The 21,744-nt window shown below is 68.6% G+C and carries 16 protein-coding genes; 8 read left to right on the plus strand and 8 right to left on the minus strand.

Annotated features, from left to right (window positions below):
- The first annotated feature begins 93 nt into the window (after window positions 1–93).
- The 5 genes from FHW83_RS01155 to FHW83_RS01175 all read left to right on the plus strand — a co-directional run bounded on the left by FHW83_RS01155 (window position 94) and on the right by FHW83_RS01175 (window position 5,399).
- Entirely contained in the window at window positions 94–945 is an 852-nt protein-coding gene (locus FHW83_RS01155) for a fumarylacetoacetate hydrolase family protein (RefSeq protein ID WP_176644542.1), read from the plus strand.
- Between the two features lie 29 nt (window positions 946–974).
- Window positions 975–1,526, plus strand: coding sequence for a VOC family protein (locus FHW83_RS01160; RefSeq protein ID WP_176644543.1), 552 nt, complete (start codon window positions 975–977; stop codon window positions 1,524–1,526).
- The gene (locus FHW83_RS01165; protein ID WP_176644544.1) at window positions 1,523–2,953 is read left to right on the plus strand and encodes an aldehyde dehydrogenase family protein; all 1,431 of its coding nucleotides are present in this window, start codon (window positions 1,523–1,525) and stop codon (window positions 2,951–2,953) included. The genes FHW83_RS01160 and FHW83_RS01165 overlap by 4 nt, the downstream gene beginning before the upstream one ends.
- Before the next feature lie 27 nt (window positions 2,954–2,980).
- Window positions 2,981–4,585 carry a bifunctional 3-(3-hydroxy-phenyl)propionate/3-hydroxycinnamic acid hydroxylase gene (locus FHW83_RS01170; RefSeq protein WP_218105917.1) on the plus strand — a complete coding sequence of 535 codons (1,605 nt, stop codon included), beginning with the start codon at window positions 2,981–2,983 and terminating at the stop codon, window positions 4,583–4,585.
- Between the two features lie 112 nt (window positions 4,586–4,697).
- Window positions 4,698–5,399, plus strand: a complete 702-nt coding sequence (locus tag FHW83_RS01175) for a GntR family transcriptional regulator (RefSeq protein ID WP_176644545.1) — start codon at window positions 4,698–4,700, stop codon at window positions 5,397–5,399.
- Between the two features lies 1 nt (window position 5,400).
- On the opposite strand, the gene FHW83_RS01180 is transcribed toward FHW83_RS01175, so the two are convergent.
- The 6 genes from FHW83_RS01180 to FHW83_RS01205 form a co-directional block, all read right to left on the minus strand.
- Window positions 5,401–5,844 carry a cache domain-containing protein gene (locus FHW83_RS01180; RefSeq protein ID WP_176644546.1) on the minus strand — a complete coding sequence of 148 codons (444 nt, stop codon included), beginning with the start codon at window positions 5,842–5,844 and terminating at the stop codon, window positions 5,401–5,403.
- Window positions 5,841–8,270 carry an RND family transporter gene (locus tag FHW83_RS01185; RefSeq protein ID WP_176644547.1) on the minus strand — a complete coding sequence of 810 codons (2,430 nt, stop codon included), beginning with the start codon at window positions 8,268–8,270 and terminating at the stop codon, window positions 5,841–5,843. Before FHW83_RS01185 ends, FHW83_RS01180 begins: the two co-directional genes overlap by 4 nt.
- Complete coding sequence (locus tag FHW83_RS01190; protein ID WP_176644548.1) at window positions 8,270–9,358, minus strand: YCF48-related protein; 1,089 nt, start codon at window positions 9,356–9,358, stop codon at window positions 8,270–8,272. The genes FHW83_RS01185 and FHW83_RS01190 overlap by 1 nt, the downstream gene beginning before the upstream one ends.
- A gap of 19 nt (window positions 9,359–9,377) precedes the next feature.
- On the minus strand, window positions 9,378–10,745 hold the full coding sequence (locus FHW83_RS01195) for a DUF1329 domain-containing protein (RefSeq protein ID WP_176644549.1): 1,368 nt from the start codon (window positions 10,743–10,745) through the stop codon (window positions 9,378–9,380).
- A gap of 18 nt (window positions 10,746–10,763) precedes the next feature.
- Window positions 10,764–12,419, minus strand: a complete 1,656-nt coding sequence (locus tag FHW83_RS01200; RefSeq protein WP_176644550.1) for a DUF1302 domain-containing protein — start codon at window positions 12,417–12,419, stop codon at window positions 10,764–10,766.
- 179 nt (window positions 12,420–12,598) lie between these two features.
- Window positions 12,599–13,489, minus strand: a complete 891-nt coding sequence (locus FHW83_RS01205; protein WP_176644551.1) for a LysR substrate-binding domain-containing protein — start codon at window positions 13,487–13,489, stop codon at window positions 12,599–12,601.
- Window positions 13,490–13,620: 131 nt separating this feature from the next.
- Here FHW83_RS01205 and FHW83_RS01210 point away from each other — a divergent pair, with 131 nt between their 5' ends.
- Window positions 13,621–14,370: an electron transfer flavoprotein subunit beta/FixA family protein gene (locus FHW83_RS01210; protein ID WP_176644552.1), complete on the plus strand. Its 750-nt coding sequence runs from the start codon at window positions 13,621–13,623 to the stop codon at window positions 14,368–14,370.
- Between the two features lie 30 nt (window positions 14,371–14,400).
- Window positions 14,401–15,333 carry an electron transfer flavoprotein subunit alpha/FixB family protein gene (locus tag FHW83_RS01215; RefSeq protein ID WP_176644553.1) on the plus strand — a complete coding sequence of 311 codons (933 nt, stop codon included), beginning with the start codon at window positions 14,401–14,403 and terminating at the stop codon, window positions 15,331–15,333.
- Window positions 15,334–15,371: 38 nt separating this feature from the next.
- Here the strand turns inward: FHW83_RS01215 and FHW83_RS01220 are convergent, their stop codons facing one another.
- The gene (locus FHW83_RS01220; RefSeq protein ID WP_229223968.1) at window positions 15,372–17,294 is read right to left on the minus strand and encodes an NPCBM/NEW2 domain-containing protein; all 1,923 of its coding nucleotides are present in this window, start codon (window positions 17,292–17,294) and stop codon (window positions 15,372–15,374) included.
- Window positions 17,294–19,252, minus strand: a complete 1,959-nt coding sequence (locus FHW83_RS01225) for a sialate O-acetylesterase (protein WP_176644554.1) — start codon at window positions 19,250–19,252, stop codon at window positions 17,294–17,296. The genes FHW83_RS01220 and FHW83_RS01225 overlap by 1 nt, the downstream gene beginning before the upstream one ends.
- Window positions 19,253–19,434: 182 nt before the next feature.
- Here FHW83_RS01225 and FHW83_RS01230 point away from each other — a divergent pair, with 182 nt between their 5' ends.
- Window positions 19,435–21,744, plus strand: a complete 2,310-nt coding sequence (locus FHW83_RS01230; protein WP_176644555.1) for a glycoside hydrolase family 31 protein — start codon at window positions 19,435–19,437, stop codon at window positions 21,742–21,744.

Here is a 21,744-nt window from a genome sequence, read left to right on the forward strand (position 1 = left end):
ACTAAATATTTTTATGCACAAAATTAAGAATTGATCCTATAATCGGTCCGACCGCAGCAAAGTCTGGCCCCATTCCATACAGAGGAGAACCGCATGAAACTGATATCGTACCGACGCGCGGGACGCGCCCACTACGGCGTCGTCATAGGCGACGGCGTCAATGAACTGACCGACCGCGTGGCCGGCGCCGCCGACCTGAGCGCCCTGCTGGCCAACCCGCATCTGCTGGCGCAGGCGCGCCAGATCGCCGCCGCCGGCAAGACCGACTACCCGCTGGCCAGCGTGACGCTGGAGCCGGTGATCCCCAAGCCGGGCAAGGTGGTGTGCGTGGGCATCAACTACGTCGAGCACGCCCACGAGGCGGGCCGCAAGATCGGCCAGTACCCGGTGATCTTCCAGCGCTACAGCGAAACCCTGATCGCCCACGGCGCGCCGCTGCTGCGCCCCAAGGTGTCGACCAACTTCGACTTCGAGGCCGAGCTGGCGGTGGTGATCGGCAAGGGCGGCGCCCATATCGATCCGGCCAACGCCATGGAACACGTGGCCGGCTACACCTGCTTCAACGACGCCAGCGTGCGCGACTGGCAGTTCCACACCCACCAGTACGGCATGGGCAAGAACTTCGCCGGCACCGGCGCGCTCGGCCCGTGGCTGGTGACGGCCGACGACATCCCCGAGTACCGCGAGCTGACCGTCAGCGGCCGCCTGAACGGCGAGCAGCTGCAGTCGGGCAAGCTGTCCGAGCTGGCGTTCGACATCCCCGCGCTGATCGCCTACATCTCGCAGGCGCTGCCGTGGAACCCGGGCGACATCCTCGCCACCGGCACCCCGAGCGGCATCGGCTTCAAGCGCAATCCGCCGATCTTCCTCGAGGCGGGCGGCGTTTTCGAGGTGACCATCCCCGGCATCGGCACCCTGTCCAACCCGGTCGTCGACGAAGCCTGATACGCTACCAACACAACAGGAGACCCAGCATGTCCAAACTTCCGCGCATCCAATACACCCACACCGGGATTTTCTGCGTCGACCTCGAACGCATGGTCGAGTTCTACCGTTCCCGCATCGGCTTCATCGTCAGCGACCAGGGCGTGGCCTCCACCGGCCACCGCCTGTTCTTCATGACCCAGGACCCGGAAATCCACCACCAGCTGGTGCTGTTCGACGGCAAGCCGACCGGCCTGCCGTTCAACCCGATCAACCAGCTGTCGTTCCTGATGGATTCCATCGACGACCTGTGCACCTACTACCGCCAGCTGCAGGAGTTCGGCATCACCGGCATCGAGCAGGTCGACCACGGCAACGCCTGGTCGCTGTATTTCAAGGACCCGGAGGGCAACCCGATCGAGATGTACGTCGACAGCCCGTTCTACACCCACCAGCCCTGCCGCGAGCCGCTCGACCTGTCGCAAACGCCGGCGCAGATCGTGGCGCGGACCGAGGCCATGTGCCGCCGCCGTCCCGACTTCATGACGCGCGAGGCCTGGATCGCCGCCACCCGCGAAAAGATCCGCCTGCAGCGCGTATGAAGCCCAACTACATCGGCGGCGCGTGGCTGGACGGCGCCAGCGCGCGCGACAACCTGAACCCGTCCGACCTGTCCGACCACATCGGCCACTACGCCCACGCCGACGCCGCCCAGGCGCAACAGGCCATCCAGGCGGCGGCGCGGGCGCAGGCCGGGTGGGCGCACAGCGGCATCCAGCTGCGCGCCAGCGCGCTCGACTTCATCGGCGCCGAACTGCTGGCGCGGCAACAGGAGCTGGGCACGCTGCTGGCGCGCGAGGAAGGCAAGACGCTGGCGGAGGCGGCCGGCGAAGTGGCGCGCGCCGGCCACATCTTCAAGTTCTACGCCGGCGAGGCGCTGCGCCTGCGCGGCGACAAGCTGGCCTCGGTGCGGCCCGGCGTGGAGGTCGAGGTCACGCGAGAACCGGTGGGCGTGGTCGGTATCATCACGCCATGGAATTTCCCGATGGCGATACCGGCTTGGAAGATCGCCCCCGCCCTGTGCCACGGCAACGCGGTGGTGTTCAAGCCGGCCGACCTGGTGCCCGGCAGCGCCTGGGCGCTGGCCGAGATCATCAGCCGCGCCGGCCTGCCGCCGGGCGTGTTCAACCTGGTGATGGGGCGCGGCAGCGTGGTCGGCCAGGCCATCATCGAGGCGCCCGCGGTGCGCGCGGTCAGCTTCACCGGTTCGGTGGAGACCGGCCGCCAGTTGCTGCTGGCCACCGCCCAACGCCAGGCCAAGGTGCAGCTGGAAATGGGCGGCAAGAATCCGCTGCTGATCCTCGACGACGCCGACCTCGACACCGCCGTGCATTGCGCCGTGCAGGGCGCCTACTATTCCACCGGCCAGCGTTGCACCGCCTCGTCGCGCTTCATCGTCGAGAAAGGCATTTACCCGGCCTTCGTGCGCCGCACCGCCGAGGCGCTGGCGGCGCTGCGCGTCGGCCACGCCCTGCATGCCGACACCCAGATCGGCCCGGTGGCCGACGCCGGCCAGCTGGCGCAGAACCTCGACTACGTGGCCATCGGCCGGGCCGAGGGCGCGCGCCTGGTCACGGGCGGCGAACGCCTGTCGCGCGAGACCGACGGCTACTTCATGCGCCCGGCCCTGTTCGCCGACGCCGAGCCGTCGATGCGCATCGCGCGCGAGGAAATCTTCGGCCCGGTGGCCTGCGCCATCCCGGCCGACAACTATGAACACGCGCTGGCGATCGCCAACGACACCCCGTTCGGGCTGTCGGCCGGCATCTGCACCGGCTCGCTCAAGCACGCGACCCACTTCAAGCGCCACATGCAAAGCGGCATGGTGATGGTCAACGTGCCGACCGCCGGCGTCGACTACCACGTGCCGTTCGGCGGCACCAAGGGTTCCAGCCACGGCGCGCGCGAGCAAGGCACGCACGCGGCGGAATTCTTCACCAGCGTCAAGACCGCGTACACCATGGCCTAGGCGCCGCAAGCACAACTGGAGACAACAATGAATATCGATGTGGATGTACTGATCGTCGGCATGGGACCGGTGGGCGCCGTCGCCGCCAACCTGGCCGGCAAATGGGGCCTGAAGACGCTGGCGGTCGACAAGATGCTGGAAATCTACGACAAGCCGCGCGCCTTCGGCCTGGACCAGGAGGTGATGCGGGTCTTCGACAACATCGGCATCGGCGAGCGGATCGCCGCGCACGTGATGCCTTACCGCACCTCGGAATACCAGACCACCGGCGGCGCCGTGCTCAAGCGCATCGCGCCGGCCGGCACGCCCTACCCGCTGGGCTGGGCGCCCAACTACGTGTTCTCGCAGCCGGCGGTGGAGGGCGCGCTGCGCGCCAACCTCGCCAGCTTCCCGGAGGTGAGCGTGGAGCTGGGCACCGAGGTGCTGTCGGTCGAGCAGAACGGCGACGTCGCCAGCGTGCTGCTGCGCGACCGCGACGGCCGCGAGCGCCGCGTGGGCGCGCGCCATGTGCTGGCCTGCGACGGCGGCACCAGTCCGCTGCGCACCAGCCTGGGCTTGCAGATGGAGGATCTGGAGTTCGACGAGCCGTGGATGGTGGTCGACGTGATGGTGACGCCGGAGGTGGCGGCGCGCCTGCCGGCCGTCAACATCCAGTTCTGCGAGACCGCGCGCCCCTGCACCTACATCGTCGGCCCCGGCCTGCACCGGCGCTGGGAATTCATGATCAACGACGATGAAACGCCGGGCGCCATCCAGCAGCCGGAGGCGATCCGCCAGCTGCTGTCGCGCTGGATGGCGCCCGGCGAATACGAGCTGTGGCGCGCCTCGGCCTACCGCTTCCACGCGCTGATCCTGAAGAAGTGGCGCGAGGACAATCTGTTCTTCCTCGGCGACGCCGCCCACATGACGCCGCCCTTCATGGCGCAAGGCATGTGCCAGGGCATCCGCGACGCCGCCAACCTGGTGTGGAAGCTGGCCATGGTGCGGCAGGGACTGGCCGCGCCGGCCCTGCTCGACACCTACCAGCAGGAACGCCTGCCGCACGTGCGCCAGACCACGCTGGTGACGCGCGAGCTGGGCCGCGTGATCTGCGAGCGCGATCCGGCCAGGGCCGCCGAGCGCGACGCCCGCATGCTGGCCGAGATGGCGGCCGCCAGCGGCCCCACCGTGCGTCAGTCGCTGATCCCCGGCCTGGGCGCGGGCCTGCTGGCCGCGCAGGACGCCACCGGCGCGCGCGGCCTGCTGTTCCCGCAACCACGGGTGGACGACAGCGAGGGCCGCAGCGGCCTGCTCGACCGGTTCACCGGCGCCCGCTTCGTGCTGGTGGCGGCGGCCGGCGCCAGCGTCACGCCGCTGCTGGAGGAAATCCGCAGCTGGGACAGCCTGGACGCGCTGCCGCTGGCCGTGGTCACCTTGTCCGACAGCGGCCAGCCGCCGCTGCCGCCGTACGGCGTGCGCGAGCATGACGGCGTGCTGCGCCAGTGGATGACGGCGCATGGCTGCCAGTACGCGCTGGTGCGCCCGGACCACTACGTGTACGGCGGCGCGGCCGGCCTGCGCGAAGGGCTGGACCTGCTCAAGTCGCTGCGGCTGGCCCTGGGTGGCAACCTGATCGCCGCCCTGACGTTCTAGGCGCCGCCAGCCGCGGTACCGGCGCCGGATGCGTCCCGCATCCGGCGCTTTTATTTGCATTATCCGTATTTTATGCATAAAATACGGATTACTAGTCTTCAGGATCACACCCATGGAACACTTCTCCGCTGAACCGGCATCCGGCGCCTCGCTGATCGAGGTCGCCCTGCAGAAGATGAAGCATGCGATTGTCTGCTGTGAGCTGCCGCCCGGCTTCAAGCTCAAGGTCGACGCACTGTCCAAGGAATACGGCATTTCCAGTTCGCCCATCCGCGAGGCGCTCAACCGCCTGGCGCAGGAGGGCGTGGTGACGGCCAGCGACAACAAGGGCTTTCGCGTGGCGCCGATCTCGGTCAGCGACTTCCAGGAGATCACCCGTTTGCGCCAGCTGCTGGAATGCGAGGCGCTGAGCGACGCCATCACCTATGGCGACGATGAATGGGAGGGCAATGTGCTGGCGGCCTATCACCGCCTGGGGATCACGGAGAAGCGCCTGGGCGACGGTCCGGTGGCGCTGGACGACGACTGGGCCGCGCGCCACAAGAATTTCCACTTCATGCTGTTTTCGGCCTGCCCCTCGGGGCTGCTGCTGAGCATGGTCGACTCGCTGTTCGACCGCGCCGAGCGGTATCGCCGCTTCTCGGCGCTGCATCGCCAGACCGAGCGCCACAAGAGCAACGAGCACCAGCTGCTGATGGACGCGGCCCTGGCGCGCGACAAGGACAAGGCCATCGGCCTGCTGCGCCATCACATCGGGCACACGCGCGACAGCGTGACCGAGGCCATCCAGCGCCAGCAGGCCACGCTGCAGTAGATCAGTTGTACACGCCGGTCAGCACGATGACGTCGCCAACGCGTTCAAAGTAGGACGAGCGCGACGCCATCGATTTGGTCACCGGATTGAGCCAGGTGAAATCCACCCAGCCGCTGCCCTTCTTTTTGGCCAGCTCGATTTCCTCGCGCACGAAGGCCTTGCCGTTGACGTCCTTCAGTTCCAGCAAGGCCTTGCCGACCAGTTTGGGATTGCCGCCATCGGCCAGCAGCACGCCGTTCATGTCCAGCACCACCACGTACAGCTCGCCGTTGACGAACTGGCCCTGCGGCTTGTTGAACTCGGCCAGCGCCGCCTCCCTGCCCTGCTGCTTGAGGTAGGCCACCGCCTTCTGGACGAAGCCCACCGCCTCGTCCTTGCTGGCCGCCATGGCCGGCGCCTGGCACAGCGCCGCCAGCAGCAACAATGGGATATAACGCGCTTTCATACCGCCTCCTTGAGTAATTGGCCGTTGCTTGCAGTGGCCGCCGCGCCGGCGCGGCGCGCCGGACGCAACAGGAAGTGGGCCAGCGCCGGCAACAGGATCAGCGCGCCCAGCATGTTCCAGATGAACATGAAGCCCAGCAGGATGCCCATGTCGGCCTGGAATTTGATCGGGGAGAAGCCCCAGGTCGCCACCGCGATGCCCAGCGTGACGCCGGTCAGCACCACCACCTTGCCGGTGAACAGCAGCGCGCGGTAGTAGGCCGCCGACAGGCTGGCGCCGCGCCGCAGCTCGACCAGCATCACCGACACCACGTACAGCGCGTAATCGACGCCGATGCCCACGCCCAGCGCGATCACCGGCAGGGTGGCGACCTTGACGCCGATGCCGAGGCCGACCATCAGGGCCTCGCACAGCACCGAGGTCAGCATCAAGGGCAGCACCGCGCAGACCACCGCGCGCCAGGAGCGGAAGGTGACGAAGGCCAGCACGATCACCGCCGCATACACCCACAGCAGCATCTCGGTATTGGCCTTCTTCACCACGATGTTGGTGGCCGCCTCGATGCCGGCGTTGCCAGCCGCCGACAGGAACTGGATGTCCTTGCTGTTGTTGGCCGCCGCGAAGGCCTCCACCTCGCGCACCACCGAGTCCAGCGTGTCGGCCTTGTGGTCCTTGAGGTAGATGTAGACCGTCAGCAGGTCGCAGTTCTGGTTGAGCAGTTCACGCGGGGCGCGGGTGGTGATGGCGTTCAGCATGTCCTGCGAGCGCGGCAGGTCGAACCACTTGAGGCTGCCCTCGTTCATGCCGGCCGAGGCGCGCTTGCTGAGCGTGGCGTAGGAGTTGGTCGACTCCACCCCGGCCAGCTGCTGCAGGCGCCACTCCAGCGCCTCCACCTGCGCCAGCGTGCCGTAGTTGGCGCACATGTACTGCGGCGTGCGCACCATGACCACGTAGTTGTCGCTGCTGGCGGCGTAGTGCGCGGCCATGAAGGCGCTGTCGCGGTTGTAGCGCGAGTTGGCGCGCAGCTCCGGCGCGCCGGGATCGAGGTCGCCGATTTTCAGGTGCATGCTGACCGCGCCGCCGGCCGTGGCCAGCACCAGCGCCACGCCGATGGCGATGGTGGCCCAGCGGCGGCCGGTGAAGCGGTCGAGGAAGGCCCACAGGCGATGCTTGCGCGGCGCGCCGGCGGCGTCCTGCCCGCCCTCGTCCTGCAGGCTGCGGCGCGCGGCCGTGGCGCTGACGCCGGTGTAGGACAGCAGCACCGGCAGCAGGATCAGGTTGGTGAAGATCAGCATGGCCACGCCCACGCTGGCCGAGATGGCCAGGTCGTGGATGACCGGTATGTCGATCACCATCAGCACCGCGAAGCCGACCGCGTCGGCCAGCAGCGCGGTCAGGCCGGCCAGGAACAGGCGGCGGAAGGTGTAGCGCGCCGCCACCAGCCGGTGCGCGCCGCGGCCGATGTCCTGCATGATGCCGTTCATCTTCTGCGCGCCGTGGCTCATGCCGATGGCGAACACCAGGAACGGCAGCAGCACCGAATACGGGTCGAGGTCGAAGCCCAGCAGCGGCAAGGCGCCCAGCAGCCACAGCGCCGCCACCAGCGAGCACGACACCACCAGCAGGGTGCTGCGCACGCAGCGCGTGTACCACAGCAGCACGGCGGTGCAGATCGCCAGCGCCACGCCAAAGAACAGCAGCACCTGGCGCATGCCCTCGATCAGGTCGGCCACCACCTTGGCGAAGCCGGTGATGTGGATGCGCACGCCCTGCGCCTCGTACTTGGCGCGCAGTTGCTCCAGGCGGGTGCCGAGGTCGGCGTAGTCGATGCGCTGGGTGCCGCTGGTTTCCAGCAGCGGCACCACGATCACGCTGGACTTGAAGTCCGGCGCCACCAGCGAGCCGATCTCGCCGGAGCGCTCGATGTTGGCGCGCAGCTCGTCCAGCCTGGGCGGCGAGCCGTCAAAGCCGTCCGGGATCACCGGACCGCCGTCCAGGCCCTCCTCGGTCACGCCGATCCAGCGCACCGACGGCATCCAGATCGATTTCATGAACGAGCGGTCGACGCCGGGCAGCAGGAACAGTTCGTCGCTGAGCTGGCGCAGCGTTTCCATGTAGCGTGCGTCGTAGATGGTGCCGTGCCCGCTTTCAACGGCGATGCGCAGCGTGTTGCCCAGGCCGGCAAGGTCGGCCTTGTGTTGCTGGTAGTTTTGCACGTAGGGATGACGTGCCGGGATCATGCGTTCGAAGCTGGGGTTGAGGCGCACGCCGAGCGCTTGCCAGCCCAGCACGGCGGTGGCCAGCACGAACAGGATCAGCACCACGACGCGGTGGTTGAACAGCAGGCGTTCAACCGCCGAGCCCGAGCGCGGATCGAATTGATCGAGATTGGCGATCACCGGGTGATCGGGAGCGGAGGTATGCATCACTGGCCTTGTGGAGATGGAAGGGCGATCTTGGTGACGCCGCGCACGCCGGAGACGAACAGCGTGCCGTCGGCGCTTTGCACGGCGCCGGTGAGCGGCGCGCCGGTGGCGCCGGCCTGCGGCTGGAAGCTGCGGCCGCCGTCGGTGCTGCGGAACAGGCGGCCCGTTTCATCGGTCAGCAGCAGGCTGCCGTCCTGGAGGCGCAGGCCGGCGGTCAGCGACTGGGTGGTGGCGATGTCGCTTTTGCGCCAGGCGCCGCCGGGCGTTTCCGACCAGTAGACATTGCCGCGCATGCCGAACACCACGGTGCGCGGGCCGGCCGCGATGGCGCCGAAGTAGGTGCCCTCGTACGGCGTGGCCAGCGCGCGGAAACTGCGGCCGCGGTCGGACGAGTAGAACACCGCGCCCTGTTCGCCGGCGATCACGCAGGCGTCGCCATCGGCGGCGATGGCGTACAGGTGCTTGGCTTTCGGATTGTCGAAGCGCTCCAGCGCGGCGCGCCAGGTGGCGCCGCCGTCGCTGGTGGCCAGCGCCAGCCCGAAGGCGCCGATCAGCAAGCCGTTCCTGTCATCGAAAAAATGAATGTCGAAGAACGGCTTGCTGGGGCCTTCGGCCACCAGCCGTTCGGCGTCGGCCTGCGCGCGCGCCGGGTCGGCGCCAGGGGGCAGCCGGCCCTCGCTGACCGCCGTCACCACCAGGCGGGCGGCGGCGGTGCCGTCGAGGTGTTTGGTCCAGCTCTTGCCGCCGTCGCCGGTCCGCAGCAGCACGCCGCTGTGGCCGACGGCCCAGCCGTCCTTCTGGTTGAGGAAACGGGCGCCGACCAGCGACACGCTGACCGGCACCGCCGCCTGCCGCCAGTGGGCGCCGGCGTCGTCCGAATACAGCACGATGCCGCGCTCGCCCACCGCGACCAGGCGCGCGCCGGCCTGCGTGATGCCAAGCATGACCGCGCCGGCCGCCTTGGCGCTTGGCGCCGACGGCCGTTCCAGCACATCGGGCACCGCCCATGCCGGCATGGCGCCGATCACCAGCAGCGCCGCCGTCACCCTGGCGGCGGCCACGCGGCCCACATGAGAAATCAGTTTCATGACCACTCCTCCGGCGCGCCTAGCGGCTGCCCTTGGCCGCCAGGTTCTCCGGCGTGAAGTAGCTGTCGTTCCAGCGCGGCACCTGCTTGTACTGGTAAGCCTTTTCGACCGGCAGGTTGCCCAGCACATAGGTGTTGGCCAGCAGGTTGTACAGGCCGAAGGTCTGCGACACCGAGCCCGGCACGTCCGGCATCGCCATCGGCAGCGTGTAGCCGACGCGCCACAACTGGCCCTGGGCGTCCCACATATCGGCCAGCACGGCGGTGTAGGTGTCCTCGTCCAGATAGAAGCGGCGCTTCGGCACCGCGTGGCGCTTGCCCGCCGCGACGGTGGCCTCCACCTCCCACACGCGGTGCAGCTCCCAGCGCAGATGGTCGGGGTTCAGGTGCTGCGGCCCGAGCAGGTCGGCGGCCTTGACCTGCCAGGTGCGGTTGGTGTTGTAGGGAATGTAGATTTCCTTCTTGCCGATGATTTTCCAGTCATAGCGATCCAGCCCGCCCGAGAACACAAAGGCCTCGTCGAAGTAGAACGCGCCCGAGGCCACGCTGTCCGGCGTGTCGTAGCCGAGGGTGGGCGCCTTGCGCGTGCGGCGCTGGCCGACCAGGTATTGCCAGGCCTGGCGGCCCTTGTCGGCGTCCACCGTGTCGCGCAGCAGGATCGACTCGCCGGCCTTGAACGGCGGCCCGTAGGTGACCAGCATCAGGTTGTTGTAGTCGCCCTTGAAGGTCTCCAGCGAACCATCCTTGAACCAGTACGGCGACTGCACTTCGCTCAGGCCGTCCGAGGCCATGGTCGATTTGCCGTCCGAGGTGGTGACGAACAGGCGGAACAGCATCGAGCTGGCCTGGCCCTTCCACGACAGCATGTGATTCCACATCAGCTCGTTGCCGGTCTTGGGGATGGGGAAAGGAATGCCGCCGTAGCAGCCCTCCAGCGACTGGCCGTTGTCCCTGGTTTTGCAGCGGGTGGCGTTCTTCAGCGTGTTGTCGTAGGCCCACTGCGGCATGGCGGCGGTGCGGTGGGTCGGGTAGACGTCGATGCGGTAGCTCGGATACTTCCTCATCAGCGCCTTGACGCCGTCGGTCAGCTTGTCCGCGTACTGGTCCATGTTCCTGGCGCTGATCGAGACCACCAGCTTGTCGCCGGCGTAGGGATCGGGACGCTGGTCGCCATCCTTGTAGCCGGCCGGCACCTTGGTGTAGCCGCCGTCCCAGGGCGGAATGGTGCCGGCCTTGTTGCCGGCCTTCTCCGCGCCCACCGGCGTCAGTTCGCCTTTGAGCTTGCTGGCTTCCTCGGCGCCGACCGCCGCCATGGCGCCGCCCTGCGCCACGGCCAGGCCCAGCAAGATGGAAGTCAGCGCGCCGCGCTTGATGGTGTGGTGATTCATATGTGTCTCCTGCTGAAATTAGAATGTGCTTTGCAACGAGAACGAGATGAAATCCCGGTCCTTGCTGGTTTGCTGGTACTGCAGCACGGTCTGCTGCGGCGGCACGTTGGGCGTGATGAACGTGCCCTGCGCGCCCATGAAGTGCACCAGGTTGACGGCGAACTTGAACTGCTTGCGGTAGTCAAAGGTCGCGCCGATGCTGAAGTCGCCGCCATGCTCGGCGCCGCCGGCGAAGCGCAGGCCGGTCGAGGAGCGGCCGCTGAGGGCGTAGCCAAGGCCGATCGGCACGCTCAGGTCCACGCCGGGCGCCACCTGGTAGTACTCGGGCGTGAACAGCAGGCGCACGCCGGAAGCGTCGCGCGTGCTGCGCGGATCGAGCGCGCCCGGATTGGCGGTGGTGCTGAGGCGGCGGTTCCAGGCCAGCTCGCCCAGGATGGAGCCGCCCTGCCACAGGCCGCCGCCGTTGAGGACGTAGATGGCCGACAGGTTGGCGTGGGCGGTATTGCCGACCGCGTAGGCGGCCGTGCCGGGCGTGTTGCCGGCGCCGAAGGCGACCACCGGATCGCTGACCAGCGGCGCGTCGCGGCGGGTGGAAATTTCCGCCGCCACGTTGGCGCCGGCCAGCGTGGTGCTGGCGCTGACGCCGAAGGCCTTGATGTCCTGGCCGTACACCTGGCGGTAGGTGCCGACCGATGGCAGCGCCGGCACGGCGGCCGGCGTCAGGTACAGGTTGAAATCCTTGTCGTGGTAGCGGGTCAGGTAGACGCCGAACTCGGCGATCTCGCTGTCCGGACGGAAGCGCAGCTGCACGCCGCCCTGCCCGCTGTTCTTGGGCTTGATGTCGTCGACGCGGTCGAAATACACATGGGCGAACGAGCCCGGCGCGAAGAAGCGCTCGGCGCCGGCGCCGACGTAATCGGCAAACGAGAAATAGCTGCCCGAACCGGGAATGCGGTTGGCGCGCCATTCGAACTGGTAGTAGCCGCCCACGGTGACGTTGGGCGACAGCTGCAACTGGCCGGACAGCTGGTTCACCGGCATCAGCAATTCCTTGAACTGGGTGCCGGGCACTGACAGCAGCTTGATCACGTCCACCGGCGCCTGGCCGGCCGAGATGCCGTTATCGCCAAAAAACAACGTTTCGCCGTACAGCACCGTGTGACGGCCGAGGCGCACGCTGGCGGCGGCGCTGCCGACGTCGAAGCGGCTGTAGACGAAGGCGTCGAGCAATTCCGCCTTCTTGCCGTGCAGCTTGCGGGTGCTATCGGTGAACTCGTTGCTGCCCACGCTGAGCTGGCTGGCGGTGCCGGCCGAGTTGTTGTCGTTGCGGCGGTTGTAGACGCTGTCGTACCAGGCGGCGCCGGAGATCCGCAGGCCGGAATCCTTGTAGCCGAGGTCCAGCTCCGACAGCAGGTCCACCCGGTTCGAGATCAGGCCGGTGCTGAAGTTGCGGTCGCCATCGTCGGTGTTGGCGTCGACGATCAGGCCGGGCGCCGCGCTTTTCAGGCGGAAGGCGTTGCTGTATTTGACGGTGTTGTCCCAACGGACCTTCACATCCGGGTTGCCGGATTCGATCTCCACCGCCCAGCCGCTGGCGGCGGCGGTTTGCAGCGCCGCCGCCACGGCGGCGGCGGCCAGGCCGCGTCGCGGCCGGTATGGTGCCCTGGTTGTCATGCTTGTCTCCTTTATAGCGGCTCGGACCGCGGTTGTTGTGGTGATTTTTTGTGCACGCGAGCTTATTATGCATGAATATATTTTTTGTGCATAGTTTATTATTTTGAGCACGAATAAAAAAAGGCAGCCATCTGGCTGCCCTTTGCATTTCGATACTCTTGCGCGTTGCGTGCGCCGGTCTAATCCAGCCCCATGGCCGCGCTGTATTCGCGCGCCTGCCGCTCCAGCCAGGTGCGGAACACGGCCAGCGCCGGGTTGCCGGCCTTGTTCTCCGGGTAGATCAGGTAGTAGGAGCGCTCGTTCAGGTACTGGTGGCTGACCGCCTGCACCAGCACGCCGCGCCGCAACTCGTCCTCCACCAGGAAGCGCGGGATCAGCGCCACGCCCATGCCATGGATGGCCGCCTCGGCCAGCATGGAGAACAGCTCGAAGCGCGGCCCGGACATGTCGTTGTCCACCTCCATGTGGCGCGAGGCGAACCAGTCGCGCCAGGCATACGGCCGGGTGCTCTGCTGCAGGAGCGTGTGGCGCCGCCAGTCCACCCTTCCCAGCGCCGGGCTGCACACGGCGATCAGGTTCTCGCGCATCAGGAACAGGCTGTCGCTGCCGGGCCAGCTGGACTGGCCGGCGTAGATGGCCGCGTCGAACGGCGTGTCGTCGAACATGAAGGGCTGGGTGCGCGCGCTGAGGTTGATGGTGATTTCCGGATGCTCGGCGGCGAAGTGCGGCATGCGCGGCAGCAGCCACTTGGTGGCGAAGGTCGGCACCACGCCCAGCTCCAGCGTGCCGCCCTGCCCGCCCTTGGCCATCAGGGCCAGCGTGTCGCGCTCCACCTCGTCCAGCCGGGCGCTGATCTGGCGGCTGTAAATCAGGCCGGCCTCGGTCAGCGCCACGCCGCGCCGGCCGCGCCGGAACAGCTTCAGATCAAGGAACTCCTCCAGCGCGCCGATCTGGCGGCAGATGGCGCTTTGCGTCACGGCCAGTTCATCGGCGGCCTTGGTGAAACTCTGGTGACGCGCGGCGGCTTCAAATGCCGACAGGGCGGCGGTGGACGGTATCTTGCGGCGCATGCCTGCGGCCTCCTTTTTAGAAGTGCGTTTTACGCACAATTTGGTGCGAACAAATCGTTTGTGAGCTTGATTTTTCGATTGTACATTAGCTTCGCAAACTGATTAACGCTCACGAAATGAGGGTAACGCACATGAAGGTTTTAGTCGCGGTGAAACGCGTGGTGGACCACAACGTCAAGGTCCGTGTCAAAGGCGACGGCAGCGGTGTCGACCTGGCCAACACCAAGATGTCCATGAACCCGTTCGACGAGATCGCGGTCGAGCAGGCGGTGCGCATGAAGGAGGCTGGCGTCGCCAGCGAGGTGGTGGCTGTGTCGTGCGGCCCCATGGCCAGCCAGGAGACCTTGCGCACCGCCATGGCGCTGGGCGCCGACCGCGCCATCCTGGTCCACAGCGACGCCGAGCTGCAGCCGCTGGCGGTGGCCAAGCTGCTCAAGGCGCTGGCCGAGATGGAGCAGCCCAGCCTGATCATCACCGGCAAGCAAGCCATCGACGACGATTGCAACCAGACCGGCCAGATGCTGGCCGCTCTGCTCGACTGGCCGCAGGCGACCTTCGCCTCGACGCTGGAGATCGACGGTGCGCACGCCCGCGTCAGCCGTGAGATCGATGGCGGACTGGAGACCCTGCGGCTGGAACTGCCGGCGCTGGTGACCACCGACCTGCGCCTGAACGAGCCGCGCTACACCACGCTGCCCAACATCATGAAGGCCAAGAAGCGCCCGCTTGACATCGTCACGCCGGCGGACCTGTCGGTGGACGTGGCGCCGCGCCTGACCGTGTTGTCGATGGCGGAACCGGCGAGCCGCAACGCCGGCGTGGTGGTGCCCGACGTCGCCACGCTGCTGGCCAGGCTGCGCCAGGAAGCCAAAGTGCTGTAGTTTCTTCTCCCCACCTCACAGGATAATCCCATGACCGCTCTCGTCATCGCAGAACACGATCAACACGGCATCAAGGCCGCCACCCTCCACACCGTCAGCGCCGCGCTGGCCTGCTGCGCCGAGGTCCACCTGCTGGTCGCCGGCGCCGGCTGTTCCGCCGCCGCTGCGGCGGCGGCCGGCATCAGCGGCGTCAGCAGGGTGCTACTGGTCGACGCTCCCCATCTGGCCGATGGCGGCGCCGAGAACCTGGCGCGCCAGATCCTGGCGCTGGCCGACGGCTACAGCCATATCCTGGCCGCCGCCACCGCGTGCGGCAAGAACGTCCTGCCGCGCGTGGCCGCGCGCCTCGACGTGGCGCAGATTTCCGAGATCAGCCAGGTGCTGGCGCCGGACACGTTCGCGCGCCCCATGTACGCCGGCAACGTGATCGCCACCGTGCGCTCGGCCGACGCGGTCAAGGTCATCACCGTGCGCGCCACCAGCTTTGAGCCGGCGGCGCAAGGCGGCGGCAAGGCAACGGTCGCCATCCTGCCGGCCAGCGCCGAGGACAGCCGCGCGCGCCTGGTGTCGCGGCAGACCGTCGCCAGCGGCCGGCCGGAACTGAGCGGCGCCGCCATCGTGGTGGCCGGCGGCCGCGGCCTGGGCTCGGCGGAAAACTTCAAGCTGCTGGATCCGCTGGCCGACCGCCTGGGCGCCGCCATCGGCGCCTCGCGCGCGGCGGTGGACGCCGGCTACGTGCCCAACGACTGGCAGGTCGGCCAGACCGGCAAGATCGTCGCGCCGCAGCTGTACATCGCGGTCGGCATCTCGGGCGCCATCCAGCACCTGGCCGGCATGAAGGAGTCGAAGACCATCGTCGCCATCAACAAGGACCCGGAGGCGCCCATCTTCGCGGTCGCCGACTACGGCATCGTCGGCGACCTGTTCGACATCGTGCCGCGGATGGCGGCGGCACTGGCATAAGCGGCGAGGCGATCACGCGGCCGGGGCGCGCGCAACACTCACCTCGACAGCAGCGCCGCCTCGCCCCAGCTGACCGGCAGTTGCTCATTGACCGCCGCCGCGCCGCGCGCCACCAGTTCGATCAGCTTGACGCCGGTGACGTCGGCACTCAGGGTCTGTGCCGCCTGGCCCCAGCGCTGGGGCTTGCTGGTGGCCAGCAGCTTGCCGTCGCCGTAGATCATGAAGGTGACGCCATGCGCGCGGTCCTGCGCGGAGTCGTCCACGCCCACCTCCGCGCTCACGCGGCGATAACCCTGATTGCGCACCTCCAGCCGCGAATTGGCCAGCACGCCGATGCCGGCGCCGTAGGTCTTGCCGGCGATGCGCAGCGTCTGGCCGTACGGCGTGCTGTCGGCGCGCGCGCCGCCCCAGCCGGCGTACATCGGCCGCTCGCCGGCGCCCTTGGTGCCGCTCCAGCCGGCCGACGAGCGGAAGATCGACGGATCGGCTTGCGGCCGGACCACGCCGTCCACCGCCGGGTTCACGCTGCCCGGCAGCTCCGACAGATACAGGCCCTGTGCCAGCGCCCGCGTGCCCTCGACGCGGAAGATGCGCGTCTCGCGCGGCGCCACGCGCACCTTGGTCTCGTTGGTGAAGCTGGTTTTCTCCTTGCTCCAGAGGTCGGTCAGCGTGACCGGCGCATCCTTGCGCAGCTTCAACTGTTCAGCGGTGAGGTCGGCCTCCATCGGCGTCAGCCCGCGATTGAAGATGACCACCGCCTTCTGCCCCGAGGCCAGCTGCTTGACCAGGATTTGCAGATCGTCGGCGTCGTACGCCAGCGTGGCCTGGTTGCCGGCCGGGTCCTGGTTGAGCGCGATGATGTCGTCATTGCCGACGATGTCCATCAGCGGCTGCGCCATGGTGCGCAGGTCGGCGCCGATCATCAGCGGCGCGTTCAGCATGGCCCACAGCGCGAAATGCGAGCGCGCCTCCACCAGGTGGCCGGCGTCGAAGTCGCCCTTGCCGATGTACAGCATGTCGGGGTCGTTCCAGCTGCCCGGATGGGCGTACAGTTCGCGCCGCAGGGCGCTGTCGAAGTTGGTCAGCATGCGCGCCCAGGCGGGCGTGATGTCGTCGCTGGTGCGCGAGATGTTGCCGTAGTTCTTGCCCCACGCGCGCACGTCGGCCGCGCCCCACACGCACAGCGACAGCAGATAGTCGCCATCGGGATTGCTGCGCTGCAGGGCGCGGTTGATCTCGGTGAACTCGGCCTGCACGGCCGGGATGTTGCTGCGGCTGACCGATTGCAGGTCCAGCACCGGCGCCAGCGCGCGGTACTGGCCCGAGCGCACTTTCGGGCTGTCGGCGCCGTAGGCGCGCAGGCCGCAGCCGTCGACCTTGATGAAGTCGAAGCCCCAGTCGCTGAAAAACAGCGCGATGTCCTGGTCGACGTGGCCGTACAGGCCGACCTCGCGCTCCAGCACGCTGCCCTTGGGCAGGTCGGTGTCGTCGCCGGAATAGGCCTGGGAGCAGGTGTTGCGGCCGAGGTCGGAATAAATGCCGGCCTTGAGGCCCATCGCGTGCAGCTTGTCGGTGAACGGCCGGAAGCTGCTGGCGCCGCCGCCCGTCGAGGACGGGAAGCGGTCGGGCCGTATCACCAGCCGGCCGTCGGGCTGCTGGCGCCGCAGCGCCCAGCCGTCGTCGATGTTGATGTAGCGGTAGCCGCTGGCGGCCAGGCCGCTGTCGACGATGCGCTGGGCCGAGCCCAGTATCTTGGCCTCGTCGATATCGGTGCCGAAGGCGTTCCAGCTGCTCCAGCCCATCGGCGGGGTGGCGGCGCGGCCGGCGGTGTAGGCGCTCCAGCGCCCGCCCGGCGCCAGCGCGTCCGGCGCCGCCTGGACCGCGGCCGCCGCCAGCCACAGGGCGACCAGGGCCGCGCCCGGGCGCAGGCGCGGCGCTGTCTTGTCATGCATCAAAGTCATCAGCGCACCTCCAGCTCAAACGGCGCGGCCGGCAGGTCATCGCCGCTGAACAGGTTGACGAACGGCGCATCGGCCCAGGCGTAGCGCACGCGCGTGGCGTCCGCCGTGGCGGCGCCCGGCAGGCGCACGGTGTCGCCGGCCGCGCGCGCGTCGACGTAGCGGCAGGTGGCGCCGGCGCACACTTCGAAGCCGATCGCGCGGTCGGACGAATAGGTGACCAGGCCGCCGCCGGTGTCGCGGAAGGTGACGACCAGGTCCTGGCCGTCGCGCCGGGCCGACACCGCGTACGGACTGCCGGGCGCGCCCTGCCCGCCATAGGCCACCACGCGCGCCGCGCGCGCCAGGCGTTCGCCGACCAGCGTCTTCTGGGTCGGGTGGATGTCGAAGCGGTCGCCCACGTCCAGCGTCACCGCCAGTCCCGCGTGGGGGTCGGCCGCCACGCTCGCGGCCTGCGCCGCGCGCAGCTCGGCCCAGCCGGACTGGCCGGGCGCCTTGGCCGGGGTGCCGAACGCGGTCAGTTGCGCGATCATGAACGGCAGCGCCGGCTGCTCGAAGCGCTGGCGCCAGTCGCGCATCAGCATCGGCAGCAGCGTGCGGTATTCCTGCGCCGCGCCGGCGTTCGACTCACCCTGGTACCAGGCCGCCAGCTTGAACTTGTAGCCGACCAGCGGCGCGATCATGCCGTTGTACAGCGTGCTCAGGCTGGTCGGCACGTCCCACGGCGCCGGCGGCACCGACAGGCCCTTCAGCGGGCTGCCGCGGCGCACCTTCCAGGCGGCCGGCAGCGCGACCGACTTGCCATCGGACAAGCCGATGGCGCGGTTGGCCGGCTGGCCCGACAGGCCACCGCCCTGCCCGCCGCTGAGCACGCGCATGGCGATCACGTTGCGGCCCGGCTTGAACACGCCGGCCGGCACGTCATAGTCGCGCCAGATCCACGGCGTGCTGGAGCCGCCCACGCGCACGCCGTTAACCCAGGTGGTGTCGTAGGTGTCGACCGGCCCCAGGTGCAGCTGGTTGGCCTTGCGCGCCTGCGCCGCCGTCAGCGTGACGGTGGTGCGGTACCAGGCCACGCCGTCGAAGTCCTTGAAATCGGCCAGGCCGCTGTCCTTCCATGATCCGCTCGGGGTGACGGACGGCCAGGCGGCGTCGTCGAACTCCGGCGCGCGCCAGGCGCGCTGCGCGGCGGCGGCCGGGTCGTGCGCGTCCCACCAGGCGTCGTTGCGCGCCTCCTCGGCGCGCATGCCGGCGGCGCGGTCGGCGCCGTATTGCGCCACGGCGGCCACGCCGGCCCGGTAATCGTCCAGCGTGGCGAGCGACTCGCCGCCGATCCAGCTCTGGATGGTGGTGCCGCCCCAGCTGGCGTGGATGAAGCCGACCGGGATCTTGTAGCTGGCCTGCAGCGAGCGCGCCATGTAGTAGCAGACGGCCGAGGTCTTGCCCACCGATTCGGCGGTCAGCGGCGTCCACGCGACCTTGCCCGCGAGTTCTTCCTGCGGGGTGGCGGCGCTGGTTTTCCGCACGTTCAGGTAGCGCAGGCGGTCATTGCGCGCGCCCCAGGTAGCGCCTATGGCGTTGGTCGAGGCGTTGACGGCAAACTCCATGTTGGATTGGCCGGAGCACAGGTAGACGTCGCCGATCAGGATGTCGCCGCGGCTGACGGTGCGGCCGCCGGCGCTGGCTTTCAGGGTGTAGGGGCCGCCGGCCGGCTGCGGCGGCAGGGCGACGCGCCATTTGCCGCGCGCGTCGGCGCTGCCGGTGACGGTCTGGCCGGCCAGGGTGACGGTCACCTCGGCGCCGGCGCCGGCCGTGCCCCACACGGCCAGCGGCTGGTCGCGCTGCAGCACGGCGTGGTCGGAAAAAATGCGCGCCAGGCCCAGTTCGGCGGCCTGCGCCGGCAGGCACGAAAAAGCGGCGGCCAGCGCCAGCAGGCGCGCCGCCTTACGGTTTGTCTCCATCGTGATTCCTCATCATTGTTTTATTCAGCGATGGTGCGATTTTGCGATGTTGCCATGGGCCGGGCAATTACGAAAATCACCAACTGGCCGAACATAATTGATGAAAAATCGCGCCATCGGTGGCGGCGCGGCGCCGAATCGCTAGAATCCCGATTCCGTTACCTTTCATTTAAGGAATTATCATGACGAAATCCCTGCTGCGCGCCGCCGTCGCGCTCGCCCTGTCGTCGCTGTGCGCGGCGTCCCTGCCCGCCTACGCCGAGGCGCCCGCGCCGGCCGTGCAGGCCGCCACCCAGGGCGCGCGCGGCCTGCTGCTGACGACGGCGCAGGGGAGGTTGCGGATCGAGCCGTGGAGCGACCGCATCGTCCACGTGCTGGCGGGCCCGGCCAGCGGCTGGGATGGCAACTACAACCCGGCCGTGATCGCCCAGCCGGGCAAGGTGGACTGGCGCGTGACGGAAACGCCGGAGTACTACCAGCTGGCCACGCCGGCCCTGCAAGTGCGCGTGGCGCGCGACAGCGGCAAGCTCAGTTTCCTTGACGCGCAAGGCAAGCTGCTGCTGGCCGAGTCCGGACGCGACATCCGCCAGGACGGCGTCACCCAGGGGTTTGACTATTCCGGCCCGGTGTTTGGACTGGGCCAGCACCAGAACGGCAAGTTCGACTATCGCGGCAACACGGTGCGCCTGCAGCAGGTCAACCGCGACGTCGCGGTGCCGCTGCTGACCACGCCGGACGGCTTTGGCATCCTGTGGAACAACGCCGCCGTCACCGAGGTCGAAGTCGGCCTGCCGGCCGGCCACCACCCGGTCAGCATCCGCTCCGAGGCCGGCCAGGGCGTCGATTACCACTTCATCCTCGGCCCGGAACTGGACCAGGTGGTGGCCGGCTACCGCGAGCTGACCGGCCGCGCGCCCATGATGGCGCGCTGGACCTGGGGCCTGTGGCAATCCAAGGAGCATTACAAGACCCAGGCCGAGCTGCTGGGCGTGGCCGCGCGCTACCGCCAGATGAAGGTGCCGCTGGACGCCGTGGTGCAGGACTGGCAGTACTGGCAGCCGGGCGCCTGGGGCGACCATCAGATGGACCCGGCGCGCTTCCCGGACCCGAAAGGCATGGTCGACCAGTTGCACGCGCAGAACGTGCACGCCATCATTTCGGTCTGGGCCCGGTTCGACGCCGGCACCCGCAACGGCGCCGAGCTGCAGGCGGCCGGCGCCATGTATCCCACGCTGTACAACAACGTCTACCCGGCGGGCAAGGGCTACTGGTATGACGCCTACGCGCCGGCCGGCCGCAAGCTGTACTGGGAGCAGATCAGCCGTTCGCTCGGCAAGGCCGGCTGGGACGGCTGGTGGCTGGACGCCAGCGAGGCCGAACTGGGCGGCTGGCCGGGCCAGATGCGCGAGGTGACCACCGCCGCCGGTCCGGGCAAGCAGGTGTACAACGCCTACCCGCTGCTGCACACCAGCGCCGTGTTCGAGGGCACCACGAAAGACGCGCCGTCCAAGCGCCCGTTCATCCTGACCCGTTCGGCCTACGCCGGACAGCAGCGCAACGCCGCCCTCACCTGGTCCGGCGACACCATGGGCACCTGGGAGGTGTTCCGCATGCAGCTGCCGGCCGCGCTCAACTTCACGCTGAGCGGCATCCCCTACTGGTCGGCCGACATCGGCGGCTTCTTCGGCGGCGATCCGGCCGATCCGGCCTATGCCGAGCTGTACACGCGCTGGTACCAGTTCGGCGCGTTCAACCCGATGTTCCGCGTGCACGGCACCGGCGAGTCGAAGGAAATCTGGCGCTTCAACGCCGCCACGCAGAAAATCCTGCGCGACACCACGCAGCTGCGCTACCGCCTGCTGCCGTACATTTATTCGGCCTCGTGGGACGTCACCAGCCGCCACGGCACCATGATGCGCGCGTTGGCGATGGATTTCCGCGCCGACGCCCAGGCCGTCGCCACCGGCGACCAGTACATGTTCGGCAAGGCGCTGCTGGTGGCGCCGGTGATGACGCCCAACACCGACGTGCGCACCGTCTACCTGCCGGCCAAGACCGACTGGTTCGACTTCCACACCGGCAAGCGCTACGCCGGCGGCAAGGTGGTGGCGGCCAAGGCCGATATCGCCACCATCCCGCTGTTCGCGCGCGCCGGCAGCATCCTGCCGCTGGGCCCGGACGTGCAATACGCCGACCAGAAGAGCGAGCAGCCGATCGAGCTGCGCGTCTATCCGGGCCAGGATGGCAGCTTCGAGCTGTATGACGACGCCGGCGACGGCCCAGGCTACACCAACGGCGAATACGCCACCCGCCGCCTCAGCTGGAACCAGGCTGGCGCCAAGCTGTCCATCGCGCCATGGCAGGGCGGCTTCCCCGGCATGCGCCGCGAACAGGCTTTCGTGGTGCGCTGCGCCGCCGCCCCGGCCAAGCCGGGCGTGCGCGTGGTGGCCGGCGCCACCGCGCTCGAGGTGGCGTTGCCGGGCTGCCGCTAG

Source organism: Duganella sp. SG902 (assembly GCF_013376005.1).
In the GTDB taxonomy this organism is placed as follows: domain Bacteria; phylum Pseudomonadota; class Gammaproteobacteria; order Burkholderiales; family Burkholderiaceae_D; genus Rugamonas.

Bases quoted from the DNA above. Each gene is read 5' to 3' on its own strand.
- FHW83_RS01190 (WP_176644548.1), bottom strand. From the start codon at position 9,358: ATGAAACTGATTTCTCATGTGGGCCGCGTGGCCGCCGCCAGGGTGACG.
- FHW83_RS01210 (WP_176644552.1), top strand. From the start codon at position 13,621: ATGAAGGTTTTAGTCGCGGTGAAACGCGTGGTGGACCACAACGTCAAG.
- FHW83_RS01200 (WP_176644550.1), bottom strand. From the start codon at position 12,419: ATGACAACCAGGGCACCATACCGGCCGCGACGCGGCCTGGCCGCCGCC.
- FHW83_RS01225 (WP_176644554.1), bottom strand. From the start codon at position 19,252: ATGGAGACAAACCGTAAGGCGGCGCGCCTGCTGGCGCTGGCCGCCGCT.
- FHW83_RS01175 (WP_176644545.1), top strand. From the start codon at position 4,698: ATGGAACACTTCTCCGCTGAACCGGCATCCGGCGCCTCGCTGATCGAG.
- FHW83_RS01170 (WP_218105917.1), top strand. From the start codon at position 2,981: ATGAATATCGATGTGGATGTACTGATCGTCGGCATGGGACCGGTGGGC.
- FHW83_RS01180 (WP_176644546.1), bottom strand. From the start codon at position 5,844: ATGAAAGCGCGTTATATCCCATTGTTGCTGCTGGCGGCGCTGTGCCAG.
- FHW83_RS01195 (WP_176644549.1), bottom strand. From the start codon at position 10,745: ATGAATCACCACACCATCAAGCGCGGCGCGCTGACTTCCATCTTGCTG.
- FHW83_RS01155 (WP_176644542.1), top strand. From the start codon at position 94: ATGAAACTGATATCGTACCGACGCGCGGGACGCGCCCACTACGGCGTC.
- FHW83_RS01230 (WP_176644555.1), top strand. From the start codon at position 19,435: ATGACGAAATCCCTGCTGCGCGCCGCCGTCGCGCTCGCCCTGTCGTCG.
- FHW83_RS01205 (WP_176644551.1), bottom strand. From the start codon at position 13,489: ATGCGCCGCAAGATACCGTCCACCGCCGCCCTGTCGGCATTTGAAGCC.
- FHW83_RS01220 (WP_229223968.1), bottom strand. From the start codon at position 17,294: ATGACTTTGATGCATGACAAGACAGCGCCGCGCCTGCGCCCGGGCGCG.
- FHW83_RS01185 (WP_176644547.1), bottom strand. From the start codon at position 8,270: ATGCATACCTCCGCTCCCGATCACCCGGTGATCGCCAATCTCGATCAA.
- FHW83_RS01165 (WP_176644544.1), top strand. From the start codon at position 1,523: ATGAAGCCCAACTACATCGGCGGCGCGTGGCTGGACGGCGCCAGCGCG.
- FHW83_RS01215 (WP_176644553.1), top strand. From the start codon at position 14,401: ATGACCGCTCTCGTCATCGCAGAACACGATCAACACGGCATCAAGGCC.
- FHW83_RS01160 (WP_176644543.1), top strand. From the start codon at position 975: ATGTCCAAACTTCCGCGCATCCAATACACCCACACCGGGATTTTCTGC.